14 protein-coding genes are annotated in these 19,335 nt (G+C 62.9%); 11 read left to right on the top strand and 3 right to left on the bottom strand.

Annotated elements, in window-relative coordinates; translation table 11 throughout:
* The first annotated feature begins 30 nt into the window (after positions 1-30).
* Together METAC_RS27310 and METAC_RS0110460 are read left to right on the top strand one after the other, a co-directional pair.
* Complete coding sequence (locus METAC_RS27310) at positions 31-1,587, top strand: sensor histidine kinase (RefSeq protein WP_051335516.1); 1,557 nt, start codon at positions 31-33, stop codon at positions 1,585-1,587.
* Positions 1,588-1,862: 275 nt separating this feature from the next.
* Positions 1,863-3,434 (top strand): S10 family peptidase, encoded by a 1,572-nt coding sequence (locus METAC_RS0110460; protein ID WP_342446947.1) that lies wholly within the window; start codon positions 1,863-1,865, stop codon positions 3,432-3,434.
* Positions 3,435-3,450: 16 nt separating this feature from the next.
* Here the strand turns inward: METAC_RS0110460 and METAC_RS26810 are convergent, their stop codons facing one another.
* Positions 3,451-3,618, bottom strand: coding sequence for a hypothetical protein (locus METAC_RS26810; protein WP_198017202.1), 168 nt, complete (start codon positions 3,616-3,618; stop codon positions 3,451-3,453).
* Positions 3,619-4,129: 511 nt separating this feature from the next.
* Here METAC_RS26810 and METAC_RS0110470 point away from each other — a divergent pair.
* Positions 4,130-8,695, top strand: coding sequence for an autotransporter domain-containing protein (locus METAC_RS0110470; protein WP_026606988.1), 4,566 nt, complete (start codon positions 4,130-4,132; stop codon positions 8,693-8,695).
* A 181-nt stretch (positions 8,696-8,876) separates the two neighbouring features.
* On the opposite strand, the gene cobT is transcribed toward METAC_RS0110470, so the two are convergent.
* The gene (gene cobT / locus METAC_RS0110475) at positions 8,877-9,902 is read right to left on the bottom strand and encodes a nicotinate-nucleotide--dimethylbenzimidazole phosphoribosyltransferase (protein WP_026606989.1); all 1,026 of its coding nucleotides are present in this window, start codon (positions 9,900-9,902) and stop codon (positions 8,877-8,879) included.
* 351 nt (positions 9,903-10,253) lie between these two features.
* Between cobT and METAC_RS0110480 the strand changes: the two genes are divergently transcribed.
* The 6 genes from METAC_RS0110480 (at position 10,254) to METAC_RS0110515 (ending at position 17,672) form a co-directional block, all read left to right on the top strand.
* Positions 10,254-10,493 carry a hypothetical protein gene (locus METAC_RS0110480; protein WP_156898176.1) on the top strand — a complete coding sequence of 80 codons (240 nt, stop codon included), beginning with the start codon at positions 10,254-10,256 and terminating at the stop codon, positions 10,491-10,493.
* Between the two features lie 115 nt (positions 10,494-10,608).
* The gene (gene cobS, locus METAC_RS0110485; protein ID WP_026606991.1) at positions 10,609-11,400 is read left to right on the top strand and encodes an adenosylcobinamide-GDP ribazoletransferase; all 792 of its coding nucleotides are present in this window, start codon (positions 10,609-10,611) and stop codon (positions 11,398-11,400) included.
* Between the two features lie 104 nt (positions 11,401-11,504).
* Positions 11,505-12,002, top strand: coding sequence for a TIGR00645 family protein (locus METAC_RS0110490; RefSeq protein ID WP_026606992.1), 498 nt, complete (start codon positions 11,505-11,507; stop codon positions 12,000-12,002).
* Between the two features lie 321 nt (positions 12,003-12,323).
* Positions 12,324-14,261, top strand: coding sequence for a DNA primase (gene dnaG, locus METAC_RS0110500; RefSeq protein ID WP_026606993.1), 1,938 nt, complete (start codon positions 12,324-12,326; stop codon positions 14,259-14,261).
* A 691-nt stretch (positions 14,262-14,952) separates the two neighbouring features.
* Complete coding sequence (gene rpoD, locus METAC_RS0110510; protein ID WP_026606995.1) at positions 14,953-17,004, top strand: RNA polymerase sigma factor RpoD; 2,052 nt, start codon at positions 14,953-14,955, stop codon at positions 17,002-17,004.
* A gap of 20 nt (positions 17,005-17,024) precedes the next feature.
* A complete protein-coding gene (locus tag METAC_RS0110515; RefSeq protein WP_026606996.1) occupies positions 17,025-17,672 on the top strand; it encodes an FMN-binding negative transcriptional regulator in 648 nt (215 codons plus the stop codon).
* 86 nt (positions 17,673-17,758) lie between these two features.
* Here the strand turns inward: METAC_RS0110515 and METAC_RS26440 are convergent, their stop codons facing one another.
* A complete protein-coding gene (locus METAC_RS26440; RefSeq protein ID WP_156898177.1) occupies positions 17,759-17,944 on the bottom strand; it encodes a hypothetical protein in 186 nt (61 codons plus the stop codon).
* A 319-nt stretch (positions 17,945-18,263) separates the two neighbouring features.
* Here METAC_RS26440 and rpmH point away from each other — a divergent pair, with 319 nt between their 5' ends.
* Together rpmH and rnpA are read left to right on the top strand one after the other, a co-directional pair.
* Positions 18,264-18,398 carry a 50S ribosomal protein L34 gene (rpmH, locus tag METAC_RS25815; protein WP_010300405.1) on the top strand — a complete coding sequence of 45 codons (135 nt, stop codon included), beginning with the start codon at positions 18,264-18,266 and terminating at the stop codon, positions 18,396-18,398.
* Positions 18,395-18,907 carry a ribonuclease P protein component gene (gene rnpA, locus METAC_RS27440; protein ID WP_084143574.1) on the top strand — a complete coding sequence of 171 codons (513 nt, stop codon included), beginning with the start codon at positions 18,395-18,397 and terminating at the stop codon, positions 18,905-18,907. Before rpmH ends, rnpA begins: the two co-directional genes overlap by 4 nt.
* The last annotated feature ends 428 nt before the right edge of the window (positions 18,908-19,335 follow it).

The following is a 19,335-nucleotide window of genomic DNA, read 5'->3' on the forward strand; positions in this document are numbered from 1 at the left end:
TCGCGGACCTCGAACGGACCTCCCGCAGGAATGACAGACGTCGGGGCGGAAACGACAAGACCTGAGCATGGCGGCCGAGCGTTCGCCGCCGCGTCGGCGCGCCGCGACGCCGGAGAGCGGCTGCACGAATCAAAGCCGGATTCTTCCGTCGCCGGCCATCGCGACTTCGACATCGCGCTTTTGCGTCTATTCGCCAAGGGTCGCAGTTCCTCCGGACCGGCGATGGCGGCGCTCAGCGGGGTCGTCGCAGCCATCGCCGCGACGTGGATCTCGATCGCGGTCGTCCTCGCATGGATGTGCGTCAATATCGGCGCCCTGAGCCTCGCCCACCGCCTCGCGGTCCGGTTCCTCGCCGCGCCGACTGCCGACATCGACGTCCGTCGGCAACGCCGCGAATTTATCGTGACGGAAACCGTGCAGGGCCTGATTTGGGCGGTCATTGTCTGTCTGGTTAGCCAGGCCGACGCCCCAGCCGCGCGCACGGCCGCCTTGGCCATGCTCCTGCTGGTGGCCGCAGCAAATGCGACGATCACCGCGTCGATTCCGGCCGCGGTCTGCGGCGCCTTGACGCCCATGGCTTTGACAATCGCGATCTTCCTGCGCCCGACAAGCTTTTCAGATGGGACCGTGCCGCTGATCGCCCTGGCTTTCGGGACCCAGCTCTATTTCATGCTGCTCGCCAAGAAGCTTCACGCCGCCTCGCTCGAAGCGCTCTCGTTTCAAGCCGAAAAAGACGAATTGATCGCCGAGCTCGAGCGGGCCAAGACGAATAGCGATCTCGCCCGAAGACGCGCGGAGGAAGCCAATCTCGCCAAATCACGCTTTCTCGCCACGATGAGCCATGAGCTGCGCACGCCTCTCAATGCGATCCTCGGCTTTTCCGAGGTCATGAAGGGAGAGCTCTTCGGCTCGCATATCGTCGCCTCCTACAAGGAATATTCGAGCGACATTCACGCGAGCGGCCAGCATCTCCTGATGCTGATCAACGAGATTCTCGATCTCTCGCGGATCGAGGCCGGACGCTTCGATCTGAAGGAGGAAGCCGTCGATCTCGCTCAGGTCGTCGAGGATTGCCGGCATCTCCTGGCGCTGCGCGCGAAGAAGCGCAATGTCGCCGTTGACGAAGCTATCGAGCCGAGCCTGCGGCGGATTTGGGCCGACGAGCGCGCGGTCCGCCAAGTCGCCCTGAACCTTCTGTCCAATGCGGTCAAATTTACGCCTCCGGGTGGAACGATCAAGATCAAGGTCGGCTGGACCTCGAGCGGCGGCCAATATTTCTCGGTGCGCGACAGCGGCCCCGGCATCCCCGAAGAGGAGATTCCGGTCATCATGTCCTCGTTCGGGCGCGGCGCGCTCGCCCACAAAAACGCTGACGAAGGATCGGGGCTCGGCCTGCCGATCGTAAAGGGACTCGTCGAACTGCACGGCGGCGCATTCACGTTGAAGTCCAAGCTTCACGAAGGCACGGAAGTGACCGTGATCTTTCCGTCGGGCCGCGTGATGGAGGCCGCGGCTAGGCCCGAGCCGCTGGCACCGACCTCGAAGCCGCGACGAGGGGCGAGGCGGGAGACCTCCGCGGCCGCATGACGAAAATATCCTCGAACATCCGCTCTTGCTCATAGCGGTGTCCCAACGGCGAATCCCGCCAGAGCCGGGCGCGCCACATCCGCCTCCTCCGGCGGCCGCCCCCCTTTAAGTTGAGCCTGGGGCGCTTCCAGAAATTGCGTATTTCGTGCAACAATCGCGGCGCGTCGCCTGATTCGATTATGGCCGCGTTCTTCCGGCTGTCAGCCTCGCTTCGACAAAAAGCCTGTTTCAACGGGTCCGGCCGAAAGCCGCGCCGCACAAGGAGATGCGCCGGAGTGTTCTCCCAGCCAGCAATTTTCAAGCGCGACATTTCCCGATCGATGCTCGCGGCGATTTTATGCGCCCTCGCGACGGCGGCAGGAGCGGAAGAGCCGATCACGCCTCCGCCGGCCTCCGAGCAAGCCGAGCCGACGGCGGCGAAGCCCACCGCGCCCGATCACGCGCAATCGACCACGCCGCCCAACCCTTTGCCTCCGGCAGCGACCACCGCCCATACGATCGCGCTTCCAGGGCGCAGCCTGAGCTTCACAGCTATCGCAGGGCCCACGAGGCTCAGCGACGGGCAGAGCGGCGCGCCCGAAGCCGACATCGCCACAATCGCCTTCCTGCTGAAGGGTGCCGATCCAGCCAAGCGGCCGGTGACCTTTGTCGTCAATGGCGGTCCGGGCGCGGGCTCAGCCTGGCTCAATTTGGGCGCGCTCGGGCCTTGGCGCCTGCCGCTCAACGGCGGGCCGCGATCGCCCTCGGCGCCGCCCATCGCCGTCGAGAACGCCGAAACATGGCTCGATTTCACCGATCTCGTCTTCGTAGACCCACCAGGAACCGGCTATAGCCGACTCCTGGCCAAGGGCGACGAGGCGCGTCGCCATTTTTATTCGGTCAATGGAGACATCGAGGCGCTCGCCGTCGTCATTCGCAAATGGCTCGCCGCCAATAAAAGGCTCGAGAGCCCGAAATTCATCGTCGGGGAAAGCTACGGCGGCTTTCGCGGACCCAAGCTCGTCCGCCGCCTCCAGGACGACGAAGGGATCGGCGTCGAGGGGCTGGTGCTGATCTCCCCGGTTCTCGATTTTGCCTGGTTCGACGGCCCGAATAATCCGCTGACCTTCGTCACGCGGCTGCCCTCCCAGACCGCCGCCGCGCGCGGCCTTGACGGCGCGGACGGCCGCGCCGGCCTCGCCGACGTCGAGGCCTATGCCGCGGGCCCCTATCTCGCGGATCTCCTGCGCGGCGAGCGCGATCCGCAAGCTCTCGCTCGGGTGAGCGAAAAAGTCGCAGGCTTCACGGGAGTCGACCCCGCGCTTGCGCGTCAACTCGGCGGACGGATCGACATGGCAAGCTTCGCGCGCGAAAAGAATCGCGCGGCCGGCAAGATCGGCAGCTATTACGATGCCCGCGTCTTGGGCTTCGATCCTGCGCCGCATGCGGCCTCGAGCGACTATTCCGACCCCGTCCTCGACGCGGACAAGACGCTGCTCGCCAGCGCGATGGCGGATGTCACCGCCAATCGCCTGAATTGGCCAATCGAGGCGCGCTATGAAATCCTCAATGAAAACGTCAATCGGCAATGGAACTGGGAGGGCGGGCGGAGCCGTCCCGAAGCGCTCGGCGATCTGAAGAAGGCGCTGGCGATCGACCCGCGCCTGCGCGTCTTGGTCGCGCATGGGCTAACCGATCAGGTGACCCCTTATTTCGCCTCCAAGCTCCTGATAGACCAAGTCCCGCCGATGGGCGACCCCGACCGGCTGCGGCTCAAGGTCTATGGCGGCGGCCACATGCTCTATTTCGACGACAAGTCCCGCGCCGCCTTGCGCGAGGAAGCGCGTAAGCTGATCGAGGGCAAATAAGCGAGAGACCCGGCGCCTATTCCTCGGCGTCGGTGGACAGAATCACCTCGTCGGGGAGGCCGGCCGTAACGCTCTTTTCGAGATTGACGCCGGCGATGCGGGCGAAGGCTCCGTCGCCTTCGAGCAGCACCACGGCTTCGCTCGGCATCTGCTGCAGCTTTTCGATCAATTGCGCGACGGTCATCAAAGGTCCTTCATGAAAACGCAAGCCGCCGCCTGCGGCTTGCGCCGCATAACGCGCATGTTTGATTTTCGCCTTATAAATTGACGCGCGCCAATTTCCCAGCCCGCCCTGTGCGTCAGGCCAGCCAATGCGATACGTCGACGCACGGCGCCCTAATGGCCATGCTTCAATTGTTAAATCCTGAAAACTAGAACTTAGACGTAGTAATTAGAATTATTCAAAGTATGTTTCTCCCCCGCATAACCAATTGTCCAATAAACGTCACATTGATACATTTTTGATACAGCTAAACAGAATTATCGATCAACTACTGTCCGGCCATTTCATTACGTAATGATACAAACTATCCCTAACTCATTATTGGAATATTTACTTGATGAGAACGGGGAATTGCGTCATGGGCAGACAAGCGGTCCGGAAATATATCTTTTCCACACCTTTAGCGTCGTCTTCAGCCAGAGCGCTTCGATTCCGGCTAACTTCGTCAACGGCGCTTTCCGCGGGAGCGCTGATGCTGAGCATTTCGAGCGCCGGCGCAGTCGACGTCTCGACTCAAGGCGAGCTCGACGCGGCCATCGCCGCGAATTTAAATCCCATCAATATCGTGGCCGGGAATCTCGCGGTGTCGGCGGCCCAGACGATCGCTCCGACCACAGACCTGACCGTCGCCGCTGGCGCCAGCCTGAACTTGGCCAACGCCAATAATCAGACAATCGGCTCGCTCAGCGGAGGAGGCACGGTCGCGCTGGGAACAAAAACTCTGATTGCCGGCGGCGACGGCAACAGCACTGCATTTTCTGGAGTGATCAGCGGGACAGGATCATTTGCTAAGCTCGGCTCGGGCGTTCTGACCATCGACAATGCAACTTTGGGAGCAGTCTCGGGATCCTATATTGTTCACGGTTCTTTAGCGCAGACGAGCGGAACGACCTCCGCCTTCTATCTCGCCGTGGGCTCGGGCGCCGGCGCCAATGGCGCGCTTTTGGTGTCGGGCGGCGCGCTAAATATCGCCGGCGACCTCTCCAATTTGCAGGTCGGCGACTACGGCGGCGTGGGGACCGTCACCCAAACAGGAGGCACTATAAAGCTCACGAACAGGGCGATGAACTTAGGCAATCAAGGCGGCACTGGCACATATAACATCAGCGGCGGCGAACTCGACCTCACGAATCCAGGCGGCGTCGCAAATCTTAACGCCATTGGACGCAATACAGGCGCCAATGCCGGCAGCACAGGCACGCTCAACATTAGCGGCGGCGTCATCGATGTATCGGGGACGAACAATAGGCTCATTATCGGATATGGCGGCAGCACGGCCCAACAATCGCAAGGCGTGATCACGCAAACCGGCGGCGTCTTGCGCGTCCACACGGGTTCGACGCTCAATCTTTCGGGGCTAAATTCAAGCACCGGCGTCTATAACCTGAACGGCGGCGCGCTCGAGATCGGCGGCTCCAGCCTTCAGGCCAGCTACAATAACGCCAACCCGCATTATCAATTCAATCTCGGCGGCGGCACGATCAAGGTCATCGAGACGGCGCTTGTAGCCAATTTGAACGCAACTCTGACCGGCGGCGTTTCAACAATCGACACCAACGGCTTAGGAGCGACTTGGACCGGCGTGCTTTCCGGCTCCGGCGCGCTCGCGAAGGCCGGGGTCGGGACCCTAACGCTGTCCGGCTCCAACGTTTACACGGGCGCGACCCTCGTCAACGGTGGAACCCTGCGGGCCGGCTCCGCCGGCGCCTTCGCCTCGACCAGCGCCTTCACCGTCGCCTCCGGCGCGACGCTCGATCTCAATGGTTTTAGCCAGACCATCGGTTCGCTCGCGGGCGGAGGCGTCGTGAATGTCGGGACCAACAATCTGACGGTTGGAGGCGACGGTTCTAGCACCGCATTCTCCGGCACGATCAACATGACCAATCAGGGTTACGGCTCCAGTCCCTATGGAACCTTCACCAAGACGGGCGCAGGCACGCTCACTATTGACAACGCGACAATTCAATTGGGGGAATCCTATATCGTTCAAGGCGCCATGGCGCAGACGAGCGGAACCACCGCCGTCACTTACCTAGCGGTGGGCGAAGGCGCGGTCGGCGGCACGCCGAACGTCGGCGCCCTTATCGTCTCGGGCGGCACGATCACATTCGGAACGCAACTGCAAGTCGGCGATTTCGGCGGCGCAGGTACCGTCACCCAGACCGGCGGCACCGTTAAGGTCGTCGCCCAATGCGGCGACCTCACTCACTGCGCGGCGCTCAATATCGGCAACCAGGGCGGCAATGGCGTCTATAACATCAGCGGCGGCGAACTCGATCTCACCGCGTCCCTCAATACCATTGGACGGAGCACAGGAAACCACGCCGGCAGCACAGGCGCGCTCAACATCAGCGGCGGGCTCGTCGATCTGTCAAACAACAGCGGGGGCGGCGGCGGTCTTATCATCGGCTACGGCAACATCTCCGCGTTCAGCGCGCAATCGAGCGGCACGATCACGCAAACCGGCGGCGTACTCCGCATTGAAAGCGGTTCGACGCTTTATCTCTCCGGTTACAATACCAGCACTGGCGTCTACAACCTCAACGGGGGAGCCCTTCAGGTCGGCGACGCCGGACTGCAGGCTAGCTATGGCAATGGCGCGGGAGACTATCACTTCAATCTCGGCGGCGGATCGATCCAGGTTATCGGTTCCGCCCTCACGACCAATGTCAACGCCACGCTGACGGCGGGCAGCACGTCGACGATCGACACCAACGGCCTCGGCGCGACCTTCAGCGGCGTCCTTTCCGGCGGCGGCGCGCTGGCGAAGATCGGAGCCGGAACGCTCGTGTTGTCCGGCGTAAACACCTATGCGGGAGGCACAACGATCGGCGACGGAGTGCTGCAGGCGACCAATAACAGCTCGGTTGGAACCGGCGTGGTGACTCTCAACGGCGGCGCGTTCCAGGCCGGCGCCAATGGCCTCACCGTCGCCAATAATTTCGCTCTGGCAGGCGCCGCCAACGTGATCGATACCCAAAACTTTGCGCTGACACTCTCCGGCGGCGTCTCCGGCGCGGGAGGGCTGACCAAAATCGGAGCCGGAATCCTCACGCTCTCCGGCTCTGACACTTACCTGGGCGCGACCCTCGTCAGCGCCGGAACGCTTCGGGCCGGCGCCGCGAACGCTTTCTCCACGAGCAGCGCCTTCACCATCGCCTCGGGCGCGACGCTGAACCTCAACAGCTTCAATCAGACCATCGGCTCGCTCGCCGGCGGCGGCAATGTCGCGCTCGGATCGGCCGTTTTGACGGTGGGCGGCGACAACTCAAGCACCACTTTTTCCGGCAATATCTCCAGCCCCGTGCTGGGAGAGCTGAGCAAGATCGGAACCGGCGTGCTGACCTTGACCGGCGCCAGCGTTTACAGGGGCGCGACCACCGTTTATGGCGGCGTCCTCGACGTCGAGGGCTCGCTGACATCGACTGTGACCGTCGAAAATGGCGCATCGCTGATGGGTAGCGGGACCATCGGCGGCCTCAATGTCGTCGCCGGCGGCACGGTCGCGCCCGGCAATGCGTCGATCGGAACGCTCAACGCCGCCGGTGTGGCGTTTCTCTCCGGCTCGACCTACCAAGTCGAGGCCAATGCGGCAGGTCAAGCGGATAAGATCGCAGCGACGGGCGCGGCGACGCTCACGGGAGGGGCCGTGCAGGTGCTTGCGGAGAACGGAAATTACGGCTCAACGACCAAATATACGATCCTGACCGCGGCGGGCGGAGTGACCGGCGAATTCGCGAGCGTCGTCAGCGATTTGGCCTTCTTGACGCCAAAGCTGAGCTATGACGCGAATGACGTCTTTTTGACCTTGTCCCGCAATACGACCTATTTCACAAACGTCGCTCAGACGCGGAACCAGCGGGCCGTCGCGGCGGCTCTTGACGCCAGCTCTCTGGGAAGCGCGCTGGTGCAGGCGGTCTTGTTCCAGAACGCGGCCGGCGCGCAACAAGCTTTCACCGCGCTCTCCGGCGAGATTTACGGCAGCGCGCAAACAACGATGATCGATGACAGCCGCTATGTACGGCAAGCGCTGCTCGGGCGCATGCGCCAGGCGTCGTTCGAGGATCAAAGCGGGCCGATGACGGCGCTCACGACCGCCGGGCCGACTCTCGCCTATGCAGATACGACGCCCGCTCTCAGCAATCCGATCAACGGCCACGTCGACGCAGGCAGGCTGTTTGTCGGCGCGCCTGCCCCGAGTCGTGCGTTCGACACCGTTTGGTGGGCGCAAGGCGTCGGCGCCTGGGGGCGGATCGAAGGCGACGGCAACGCCGCCGAGATCAGCCGCGACCTCCGCGGATTCTTCACCGGCGTGGATCAGCGCTTCGGCGACAATTGGCGGGCGGGCCTCGCCAGCGGCTATGTGAATTCGAGCCTCTCCATTAGCGCGCGGGCGAGTTCCGCCAATATCGACACGGCGCATGCCGCCGCTTATGCGGTAGGAACTTACGGCGCCTGGAGCCTGCGTTCCGGCGGCGACTTCGCATGGAACATGGTCGGCGCCAACCGGTCGATTCAGTTTCCTGGATTTGTCGACTATACGACGGCCCACTATAACGCCCGTCTGGCGCAACTCTTTAGCGAGCTGGGCTATAGCGTGGCGTTGGGCGATCTCGCCGCCGAGCCGTTCGCTGGTCTCGCTTGGGTCCATTTGAACACCGACGGCTTCAGAGAATCGGGCGGCGTCGCCGCCCTCTACGGAGCAGGCAATACCGAGGATGTCGGCTATTCGACGCTCGGGACCCGGATGGCGTCCAACTATCTCATGCCGAACAGCATGGTCCTGTCCCCGCACGTCTCCGTCGCCTGGCAGCACGCATTTGGCGATGTGACGCCGACAGCCGCTCTCGCGTTCCAAAATACCGGCGCCGCCTTCCTCATAGCCGGCGCGCCGCTCGCGCGGGACGCCGCATTGATCGAGGCCGGGATCGAGCTGCATATCGCGCCGCTGGCGACGATCGGCGTATCTTACGCCGCTCAGCTCGCGAATCGGGCGCAAGACCAGTCGGCCAAAGGCAGCCTGAACTGGAAATTCTAGCAGGCCGCGGAGAAACGCGAGCAGGCTCTAAGACGATCACGATGATTTGGCGTCGAGGCGAGTTCCATATCATCGTGATCCCGCCGGGAAAGCTCCCCCGTCGGGGGCGCGTTCCGCCAGCGAAGCGCCGACGGCAAAACGGCCCGGCCGGACCGTCGACATATGACGTCTCCACCCTGCCCTACCCTTCGAGCTTTCCCGCGACATTGGCTTCGACGAAGGTCGCCATGCCCTTATGGCAGGCGAGCGCGGCCTGAGCGACGCCGACCGCCAAGGCCGCGCCCGAGCCTTCGCCGAGCCGCAGGCCGAGATCGAGAATAGGCGTTTTGCCGAGCCGCCTCAGAACGTCGCGATGCGCCCCTTCCGCCGAGACATGGCCGGCGAGACAATGGTCGAGCGCGGTCGGATCGAGCGCGTGCAGAATGGCGGCTGCGGCCCAGACGACATAGCCGTCGAGTATGACCGGCACACGCTCGATGCGCGCCGCCATTATGGCCCCCGCGATCGCGGCGATCTCGCGGCCCCCCAAGCGTCGCATCACTTCCAATGGGTCGGCGAGATGATCCTTGTGCAGCGCAACCGCGGTTTCTACCGCAGCGATTTTGCGCAGCATTCCCCCATCGTCGACGCCCGCGCCCCGGCCGACCCAATCCCCCGCCGCCCCTCCATAAAGGCCATGGTAGACGGCGGCGGCGATCGTCGTGTTGCCGATCCCCATTTCGCCAAGGCACAAAAGATCGACGCCGCCGGCGATCGCCTCCATGCCATAGGCGAAGGTCGCGGCCGCCGCCGCAGCCTCCATGGCCGGCTCTTCCGTGATATCTTTGGTCGGGATGTCGAGCGCGAGGTCAAAAACCTTCAGCCCGATCCCGAAACTCGCGCAGATCTGATTGATCGCCGCGCCGCCGCCGGAGAAATTCTCGACCATGGCGCGCGTGACGGAGGACGGATAGGCGGAGACGCCCTTGGCCGCAACCCCATGATTGGCCGCGAAAACAGCGACGAGCGGGCGATCGATCGTCGGCTCGGGCGTCGCCTGCCAGGACGCCAGGAATTCGACGATCTCTTCCAGCCGACCGAGTGAGCCGGCCGGCTTGGTCAATTGCCCCTGGCGCGCGCGAACCGCCGCGCACGCCTCCGCCGAGGCTGGAGGCATGGCCGCGATGAGGTCGCGGATCGGGTCGAATGGCGAAGATGGAGCGGGCATGGGGGCTCACGGCGGAACGATTTGCTGAGCACGCACCAGGAGCATGACGGGGCGCAAAAATCGACCGGCTTTTTCTGAGATCAACCGGCGACAGCCGACCCCAACTTAACGTGAACTCCAGCCAGGCTCCGCGTTCGGACAGCTACAAATACGATGTGGCTGAAATTTTATCTCTTTAATTCCGATGGTTAAGGAAATTCTGCCGATCCCTTTATTGTGCATTGCGGCAATGCGCCTCAGGCTCTACCGCACTTGCGATATTGCAATGCAGCATCGACAGACCTATTTGGGCTTTAAATCAATTTGGAGGAACCGCGCGAGGGCCACGCCACCGAACGGAGGATCGAACTTATGAACACCCGGGCTTCTTTGATCGCTATGGCGATCTTTTTCGCCGCCGCCGCTCCCGCCGCAGCCGGGCCTCTTCGCAGCCCGCATCTCGGAGAAGCGACCGCATCCGAGCTGACCGAGCGGACGTCGTCGACCGACGATACGCGCCGCGTCTATTGCTACAATGGCGTCAGGGGCGACCAGGAGAACCTCTATCGCGGCTGGATCTGCGTCCGCGAGGAAAACGCTCCGGCGCGCTAGATCAGCAAGATGATCTAGAAATTTTGAGTGGGACAAGGGGGATTCGCATCCTCTCGTCCCACTCTACGAGGATCCGGGACCTCGACAATCGCCGATCGCCGTAGGATGAGAGGCCATGCGCTGCGGCTCATCGATTCTCGCCGACTTCCTGATTTGCTCGAGATTCGCCACAAGGCTTCCGATCCCGGCTCCAGCGGCCGAAGCGGGGCCGCATGGGCCGACCGATCTCGCCCGCGCTTTGCGCCTTTTGCCGGCGGCCGGCGGCCTCATCGGCGGGCTAGCCGCCGGCGTCCTCGTGGCCGGCGCATCGCTCGGCCTGCCGCCACAACTCGCCGCGGCGCTGGCGGTCGGGCTGCTCATCCTCGTGAGCGGCGCGCTTCACGAAGACGGCCTCGCCGATTGCGCCGATGGATTCGGCGGCGGCGTGACGCGCCAGCAAAAGCTCGAGATCATGCGAGACAGCCGCATCGGCGCCTTTGGGACGCTGGCCTTGGCGCTCACCCTCTATTTGCGGATCGCCGCCATCGCCGCCATCGCGGAACAAAGCCTTCACCTTGCGAGCGCGGCGCTTGTCGCGGCGGCCGCCCTCTCCCGCGCGGCGGCGCTGCTGCCTCTGGGCCTGCTTTCGCCGGCGCGCAGCTCCGGCCTCGGATTTTCCGCGGGCAAGATCGGAGCCGACGCCTTGCGAGTCGCCCTGCCCCTGGCCGTCCTCTTTGCGCTCGCGCCCCTCGCGGCCGGCGCAGGATTGGCGCGGCCCTTGCTCTCTGTAGTCGCCGTCCTCGTCGCCGCGCTCGCCTTCGCCGCCTTCGCCAAGCGCGAGATCGGCGGTCATACGGGCGACGTCGCCGGCGCATCCCAGCAACTCGGCGAAGTGATCGTCTATTTGATCTATGCCGCCGGCGCTTGAGCCTTTGCCTCCGCTGTGAGATGAGGCTGCTCGAGCCGGAAGCGGCGGGCGCCATTGGGACGATCCGGAAACGAGCCTGGTCCGTCAAATCACAAGGAAGCAAGATGCTAAAGCGCGGCTTGGAGGTCTTTCTATTCGCCAGCCGCTGGCTGCTGCTTCCTTTTTACCTGACATTAGTGCTTGGCCTCGCCGCGCTCCTCGTCAAAATGGGGCAGCTCATCTATGAGCTTTTGCCTCACCTTTGGGAGTCCCAGGAAGCAGATGTTTTGCTTCAAGTTCTCGGACTCGTCGATTTGACCTTCGCAAGCTCGCTGATCGTGCTCGTCATTTTCTCAGGCTACGCAAACTTTATTTCGCGCCTCACGCCCGGCGCGACTCAAAGCTGGCCGGAATGGCTCGCGCAAATCGATTTCACCGGCGTCAAACTGAAGCTCATGTCGTCGATCGTCGCGATTTCGGCAATCCAGCTTCTGCGGGCCTTCATGGACGTGAAGAATACGCCCGACCGCGAGCTCTACTGGTATGCGGGATGCCATCTCGTCTTCGTCTTTTCGGCGCTCGTTCTAGCGATCACCGATCGAATCTCCGGCGACAAGCGCTAAAGGGCTCGTTTGAATTTCCGCTCTCGGCGTCCGCCAACTGTCCAATGGACCAGGAGCCTGTTCCAATTATCAATTGGTCGATGCGGATCGACCTCTTATCGATTGGATGATTCCATCCGATCGGAACGCGCTCTATGGCGCCGGGCGGCGCGTCGATCGCCAAAGGATGCGCTGGAGCGATTTCTCATCGACCAAATGAGTCCATTCGGTCGGAAAGCTATTTAGAGGCCCGCGCCCACACGACCTGTGCATATCCGGGACAAGCTCCTCTGGCCTAATTTCAATCGGCGGACACGTCTCGATTTAGGCTATTCTGCGCTTATGCGATTTCCGCCCTCCTTCCTCGACGACATTAAGGCGCGGCTTCCCGTCTCGGAGGTCGTGCGCCGGCGCGTCAAGCTCACCAAGGCCGGCCGCGAGTGGAAAGGCCTGTCCCCGTTCAACACGGAAAAAACCCCTTCCTTCTTCGTCAATGACCAGAAAATGGCCTGGTTCGATTTTTCCTCGGGCAAGAACGGCAATATTTTCGACTTCGTGATGCAGACCGACGGGGTTTCCTTTCCCGAGGCGGTCGAGCGCCTCGCCCGCGACGCGGGGCTCGCCGCGCCGCAGCGCTCCCACGAGGCCGAGGCGGAGGAAAAAGCGCGCCTAGGGCTCTACGAAGTTCTGGACCTAGCGGCCTCCTATTTCCAGGCGGAGCTCGCGGGCAGATCCGGCGCCAAGGCGCGCGCCTATCTGGCCGAGCGCGGCCTGTCGCCCGAGACGCAGGCCCGTTTCCGCCTCGGCTATTCCTTGGGCGAAAAATACGCCTTGCGCGATCATCTCGCCGCGAAGGGGGTTCCCGCGGCCGCCATGATCGAGGCCGGGCTCTTGATCCATGGCGAGGAGATCGCCGTTCCCTATGACCGTTTCCGCGATCGGATCATGTTTCCGATCTGCGACCGCTCAGGACGCGTCGTCGCTTTCGGCGGCCGCGCGCTCGCCAAGGACGTGCCGGCCAAATATTTGAATTCGCCGGAGACGAGCCTGTTTCACAAAGGCTCGCTGCTCTACAATCATCATAACGCCCGCAAGGCAGCGCATGAAAGCGCGACTCTAGTCGTCGTCGAGGGTTATGTCGACGTGATCGCGCTGGCGCAGGCCGGCTTTCCCGCCGCGGTCGCGCCGCTCGGAACGGCCCTGACGCCCGATCAATGCGCGCTTTTGTGGAAGATGGCTGAAGAGCCGATCCTCTGTTTCGACGGCGACAAGGCAGGGCGCAAGGCCGCCTATCGCGCGATCGACATGGCGCTCCCCTTCATCGGCCCCGGCCGCTCCTTGCGCTTCGCCCTCTTGCCCGATGGGCAGGACCCCGACGATCTCGTGCGCTCCGGCGGCGCGGCGGCCATGGCGGCGATCCTGTCCCGCGCCGCGCCTCTCGCCGAACTCATTTGGCTCCGCGAGACGGAAACAGGCGTCTTCACGACGCCTGAGCGTCGGGCGGCGCTGGAGCGACGGCTCGCTGAAGTCGCCCTCGAGATCAAGGACGAGACGCTTCGCCGCTATTATAATGCGGATTTCAAGGAGCGGCTATTCAAGCTGTTCGGCCGAGGAGCTCAAGCGAATTACGGCCCGCGCCGGGCGGAGCGCGGATCGGCCGCCGCGTCGCAGCGCCGCCGCTGGCCCAACCCCGCCGGCGCACGCGATTTCGCCGCGCAGGGTGCGCCCGCCATTAGCCCAAGCCTCGCGAACTCGCCTCTTCTACGCCCTGGCGTAGCTGGCCTGTCCTCGCGTGAGGCCTTGATTTTATTGCTGCTTTTAAATCATCCCGGTCTGATTGAACGATGGGCGGAAGCAATCGCCGATCTCGAATTCGCCGCCAAAGAGGCGAGCCGATTGCGCGACGCGCTTCTCGATCTCGCCGGCGCCGCCGCGCTCGATCGCGAAAGCCTGAAAGCGGCGGCCGAAGCGGGAGGCTTCGCCCCATTGCTCCAAAAGCTCGAAGCCCTGGCCGCGCATGGCTCGCATTGGTACGTCAAAGCTGAAGCCGCCGAGCCCGACGCCGAGAAAGTCCTCGAGCAAGCCCTGACCTTGCATCACAGGGCGAGAGCGCTACATAGAGAGTTGCAATCGGCGGAATTGGCCCTAGTTATGGAGGCCAATGAGGCCAATTTGCGCCGTCTGACGGATATTCGTGAGCAATTGCTGGCGTTGGGCGGAACTGAGGCGGCTGTGGACGGCTTCGGGGCTTTGCCCGGACGTCCGAGTCGAGGCGTGTGAACGCATGCGTCTGGAGGTTGCGCCCAATATCCGCCGTCGGCAGCGCTTTCGCTGAGACTTCATCCTAATTTTTGGCGGTATGATCCATGTTCCAGCGCTTGCTCGATTGATGCTTGGTCCGAACGCGAACCGGTGGGCGGCGCGGCTTCAAGCCCGATGGTCCGGGCTCGACAAGAGCCGCTCTCTAGCCCATAAGGGCCGGTCCGCCCAATTATGGTCGTAGGAATCCATTGCCTCCGTTAAGACTGATGACAACCGTCTGGCGAAGCAGTCCTGGCGAGCTTAAGCCTCGCCAGCGGAAATGGAATCCGGCGTCGGGAACGGCCGCGCCGGAGATCGTGGGGCCTCGTCGTCGTGGGCGACGAAAAAGCCGAGGTCGATCGCCGGACCAATAAGGACGAAAGCCGGCTTTCGTCTTCGCGTCTCTCTAATCTCTCTCGTTGGATTCGGTCATGGTCTTGGATCGCCCCAATCCAAATTCGTCGTGACCGCCGACTGTCTTTGAAAGCTCCAGCTGCGTTTTTCCAAAGGCAAAGGCCGGACGTCGGAAGTTGGACTGCATCGCGTCGATCGGACGGCTTTTGGATGATCAGGCCGCCCGAAATTTGCTCCAAGCCGGCGCTGCTTGCGCCCCGCCTTGCGAGCCTGCTGACAAATTGATCGTTTTTTGCGCACCCGCGGAGACCCACTGATGGCGAAAAAGGACAGCGAGAAGGCCGAAGCAGAAGGCGGCGCGGTCGAGACCGCGGACAGCCCTTTGCTCGATCTATCCGACGCCGCCGTCAAGCGAATGATCAAGCTCGCTAAAAAGCGCGGCTTCGTCACCTATGCCGAGCTGAACGCCGTTCTTCCCTCCGAGGAGGTGAATTCCGAGCAGATCGAGGACGTCTTGGCGATGCTCAACGAAATGGGCATCAACGTCACCGAGAACGAGGAGCAGGAAGAGGGCGAGACCGAGGAGGCGGCGGAGGAAGAGGAAGCCGAGGGCGGCGACCTCGTCGAGGCCGTCCAGTCGAAGGCTGTAGCTGTCCGATCCTCCGAGCCCGCCGACCGCACCGACGATCCGGTGCGCATGTATCTGCGCGAGATGGGCTCGGTGGAGCTCTTGTCGCGCGAGGGCGAGATCGCCATCGCCAAGCGGATCGAGGCCGGCCGCGAGGCGATGATCGCCGGGCTTTGCGAAAGCCCTCTCACCTTTCAGGCGATCATCATTTGGCGCGATGAGCTGAACGACAGCAAGGTCCTGCTGCGCGACATCATCGACCTCGAGGCGACCTATGCCGGCCCCGATGGGAAGAACACGCCCAAGATCGACATGACCGCGCCGGGCGCGGCCGAGGCCCTCGCCGCGCAACAGGCGCCGGCCACCGCGCCGCTCGATCCGCCTGCGCGCTTGCGTCCGGCCGACGAGGACATGGGTCTCGAGCCGCCAATTCCCGAGGACGCCTTCGACGAAGAAGACGATATGGAGAACGCCGTATCGCTTTCTGCGATGGAGGCCGAGCTCAAGCCCAAGGTTCTGGACACGTTCGACCGGGTCGCCGACGCCTATAAGAAGCTGCGCCGTCTGCAGGACCAAAATGTCGAGAACAAGCTCAAAAACGAAACTCTGACGCCTTCGCAGGAGCGCAAATACAAATCGCTCAAGAAGGAGATCGTCGCCGACGTCAAGTCGCTGGCGCTCAATCCCAATCGGATCGAGGCGCTGGTCGAGCAACTCTATGACATCAACAAAAGGCTGATCGGGCTCGAGACTAGGCTCCTGCGCCTCGCCGAAGGAAACGGCGTCGCGCGCGAGGACTTCCTCAAGAATTACCAGAATTCCGAGCTCGATCCGAAATGGCTGCTGCGGGTGTCGAAGCTCGGCGGCCGCGGCTGGAAGGATTTCGTCGCCCAGGCCAAGGAGCAGATCAAGGACATATTGGGCGAGATCCATGGGCTCGCGACCGAGACCGGCCTCGAGATCCAGGAATTCCGCCGCATCGTCCATCTCGTCCAGAAGGGCGAGCGCGAGGCGCGCCAGGCCAAGAAGGAAATGGTCGAAGCCAATCTTCGGCTCGTCATTTCGATCGCCAAGAAATACACCAATCGCGGCCTGCAATTTCTCGACTTGATCCAGGAAGGCAATATCGGCCTGATGAAGGCGGTCGATAAGTTCGAATATAGGCGCGGCTATAAATTCTCGACCTATGCGACCTGGTGGATCCGGCAGGCGATTACCCGCAGCATCGCCGATCAGGCGCGCACGATCCGCATTCCCGTCCATATGATCGAGACGATCAACAAGATCGTGCGAACCTCACGCCAAATGCTGCATGAGATCGGCCGCGAACCGACGCCGGAGGAGCTTGCCGAAAAGCTCGCCATGCCGCTCGAGAAGGTCCGCAAGGTCTTGAAAATCGCCAAGGAGCCGATCTCGCTCGAAACTCCCATCGGCGACGAGGAAGATTCGCATCTCGGCGATTTCATCGAGGATAAGAACGCGATCCTGCCGATCGACGCCGCGATCCAGTCGAATTTGCGCGAGACGACCACGCGGGTGTTGGCGTCGCTGACGCCGCGCGAGGAGCGGGTGCTGCGCATGCGCTTCGGAATCGGCATGAACACCGACCATACGCTCGAGGAGGTCGGCCAGCAATTCTCGGTCACGCGCGAGCGCATTCGCCAGATCGAGGCAAAAGCCCTGCGCAAGCTGAAGCATCCTTCGCGCTCGCGCAAGCTGCGGAGCTTTCTCGATAATTAAACGGCGGCGGGGGCCGGTCCATGTATCAGCCAGCGCATCACCGCGAAGAACGTCTCGACGTTCAACATGGGCTGATTCGCGGCTCTCCGCTCGGAACCTTGGTCACTTTCGGAGCCGACGGACTCGCGGCCGACCTTATTCCCTTTATTCTCGATGAAACGGCCGGGCCGCGCGGAACGTTGCGGGCTCATGTCGCGCGCGCCAACCCGCTCTGGCGCGCGCATGATCCTGCCGTCGCGGCTCTCGTGATTTTCCAGGGTCCACAGGCCTATGTCACGCCATCCTGCTATGAAACCAAGCGGGAGACCGGGAAGGTCGTGCCAACATGGAACTATATGACGGTTCACGCCTATGGCCACATGGCGGTGGTCGAGGATCGCGCCTGGCTTCTCACGCAGATCAACGCGCTGACCGATGGCATGGAGCAGGGCCGCGCTGAACCCTGGTCGGTCGCCGACGCGCCGCCGGATTTCATCGAAACCATGCTCGAACAGATCATAGGCCTCGAAATTCCGATTGATCGGATCGAGGGCAAATGGAAGCTCAGCCAGAACCGCTCGCGCGCCGACCGGGACGGGGTCATAGCGGGACTTTTCGCCTCGGCCGATTCCGCGCATCGAAGCTTAGCGACGCTCATGTCGGCGAAGTTCAAGACAGAGGACCAATGACCACTGGAAACCGGCGCCGCCGGTTTCCTATGTCAAAAGCGATTGTCCTTGCGCTTGTCGATTTGGATCATCCGAAATCGTCTAAGCTAAGCCTTGGCCGCCTTGCGACGCGCCGGGCCGGGCGATTTCACGTGATCCCTGAGATCGAAAGGCTCGCGGTCCAGCCGCTTTTCAATCTCCATTTCGGAATGCTGCCTGAGATAGGCGAGCATGCCGTCCTGGAGGGCCGTTTCGGTAAAGCGGGCGTTCTGATTTGCCTTGCTGCGAGCCATGGAACTCATTCCCCTATTTCTCGGGATATAGGCGCCGCTCCTTTGCCCCGCCAGCCTTCGGCTCGTCGATCCGGACGCCGCCTCGGCGGCCTTCACTGGCGCGGTTATGTCAGAGAAGCAAACCGCAGGCCGCGCCAGCAAACCCGAATTGACTCAGGGCCTATTGAACACCTATAAATCCCGAATCTTTCGGTTTGGTTTGTAAATTGCCCGCACGGCGCTTTCTTTGGCGGACGTCAAAGCGAGCCGGCTAAGTTTTGCGCAGGCTCTTTAGCACGCGGGTTTAGGCGCTTAAACGCGCCGATTTCGGAGAAGTTTGGTGAAGCGGACGTATCAACCGAGCAAGCTTGTGCGCAAGCGGCGGCATGGGTTTCGGGCGCGCATGGCGACGGTCGGCGGCCGCAAGGTAATCGCGGCGCGCCGCGCGCGCGGGCGCAAGCGGCTTTCCGCCTGAGCGGCGTCTTCGGTTCGGCGGAGTCGACGTCTTGCGGCGGGGACGGAAGCGGCGCTAAGCGCGCGGGGGCGCCACAACGGCTCACCCGCAGGGCCGAGTTCGTCGCGGCGGCCAAAGGCTGGCGCTTTCACGCCCAGGGCTTTGTCCTTCAGATCGCTTTGCAGCCAGAGCCGCGCCAGGACGACGCCGCTCCACGCTTTGGCGTCACCGTGACCAAAAAGCTCGGCGGCGCGGCCCTGCGCAATCGGATCCGCCGTCGCCTCAAGGAAGCCCTGCGCGGGATCGATCCGCTTCCCGCCCGCCCCGCGCATGATTATGTAATCCTGGCCCGGCCCGAAGCGCTTCGCATGGATTTCTCGGCGCTGCAGGAAGAGCTCGTCCGCGCCCTTCGTCATCGGCGCGCCAAACCCGCGCCGTCGGGCGCGGGCGGCAAGCCGCCGGTGAACAGAAAGCCCCAAAAAGAAAAACCAATGACGAAAGCCGCGTCCGATCGGAGCGACCCCGCCTGACCTCGAAGATTCCGAGCGCGCATTCGACCTAAAGGGATGAGCGAGACCATTCCGGCTCGATGAGAGCCCTGTTGCGGAGGCCTCGCGGAAAACGCCCGCCGCAAAGGCCGGCGCGCCGCCCTCGACGCGGCCGGCGAGGTCTTGTATCTGATCGGTTGAAGAAGCGACGCAGCGCCTGCCCTCCCGGACGTTTCTCGGGAGACGTTTCCCTGATACGTCTCCCGCGTGTAAGACGGTGCGCCAGAGGCTTGGCGCGGAACGGACTTGATTTCTTCGGGACGGCCCATTGGCGGTTTTGGATTTCAGGCCCCTATTATGGACATGCCCCGAGATGGGGCGGATCGGCACGAGCGCGGACGCCAGAGGCATGCAGCAGCGGGACCCCAGGGACACGACCAATCTTTATCTGGCGATCGGGCTTTCCTGCA

Source organism: Methylocapsa acidiphila B2 (genome assembly GCF_000427445.1).
Taxonomy (GTDB): Bacteria; Pseudomonadota; Alphaproteobacteria; order Rhizobiales; family Beijerinckiaceae; genus Methylocapsa; species Methylocapsa acidiphila.

Excerpts from the sequence above, each read along its gene's own strand:
- METAC_RS0110480 (WP_156898176.1), top strand. The coding sequence starts at position 10,254 with ATGAACACCCGGGCTTCTTTGATCGCTATGGCGATCTTTTTCGCCGCC.
- METAC_RS27310 (WP_051335516.1), top strand. The coding sequence starts at position 31 with ATGACAGACGTCGGGGCGGAAACGACAAGACCTGAGCATGGCGGCCGA.
- METAC_RS0110470 (WP_026606988.1), top strand. The coding sequence starts at position 4,130 with ATGCTGAGCATTTCGAGCGCCGGCGCAGTCGACGTCTCGACTCAAGGC.
- METAC_RS0110515 (WP_026606996.1), top strand. The coding sequence starts at position 17,025 with ATGTATCAGCCAGCGCATCACCGCGAAGAACGTCTCGACGTTCAACAT.
- cobT (WP_026606989.1), bottom strand. The coding sequence starts at position 9,902 with ATGCCCGCTCCATCTTCGCCATTCGACCCGATCCGCGACCTCATCGCG.
- dnaG (WP_026606993.1), top strand. The coding sequence starts at position 12,324 with ATGCGATTTCCGCCCTCCTTCCTCGACGACATTAAGGCGCGGCTTCCC.
- METAC_RS26440 (WP_156898177.1), bottom strand. The coding sequence starts at position 17,944 with ATGGCTCGCAGCAAGGCAAATCAGAACGCCCGCTTTACCGAAACGGCC.
- METAC_RS26810 (WP_198017202.1), bottom strand. The coding sequence starts at position 3,618 with ATGACCGTCGCGCAATTGATCGAAAAGCTGCAGCAGATGCCGAGCGAA.
- rpoD (WP_026606995.1), top strand. The coding sequence starts at position 14,953 with ATGGCGAAAAAGGACAGCGAGAAGGCCGAAGCAGAAGGCGGCGCGGTC.
- METAC_RS0110490 (WP_026606992.1), top strand. The coding sequence starts at position 11,505 with ATGCTAAAGCGCGGCTTGGAGGTCTTTCTATTCGCCAGCCGCTGGCTG.
- cobS (WP_026606991.1), top strand. The coding sequence starts at position 10,609 with ATGCGCTGCGGCTCATCGATTCTCGCCGACTTCCTGATTTGCTCGAGA.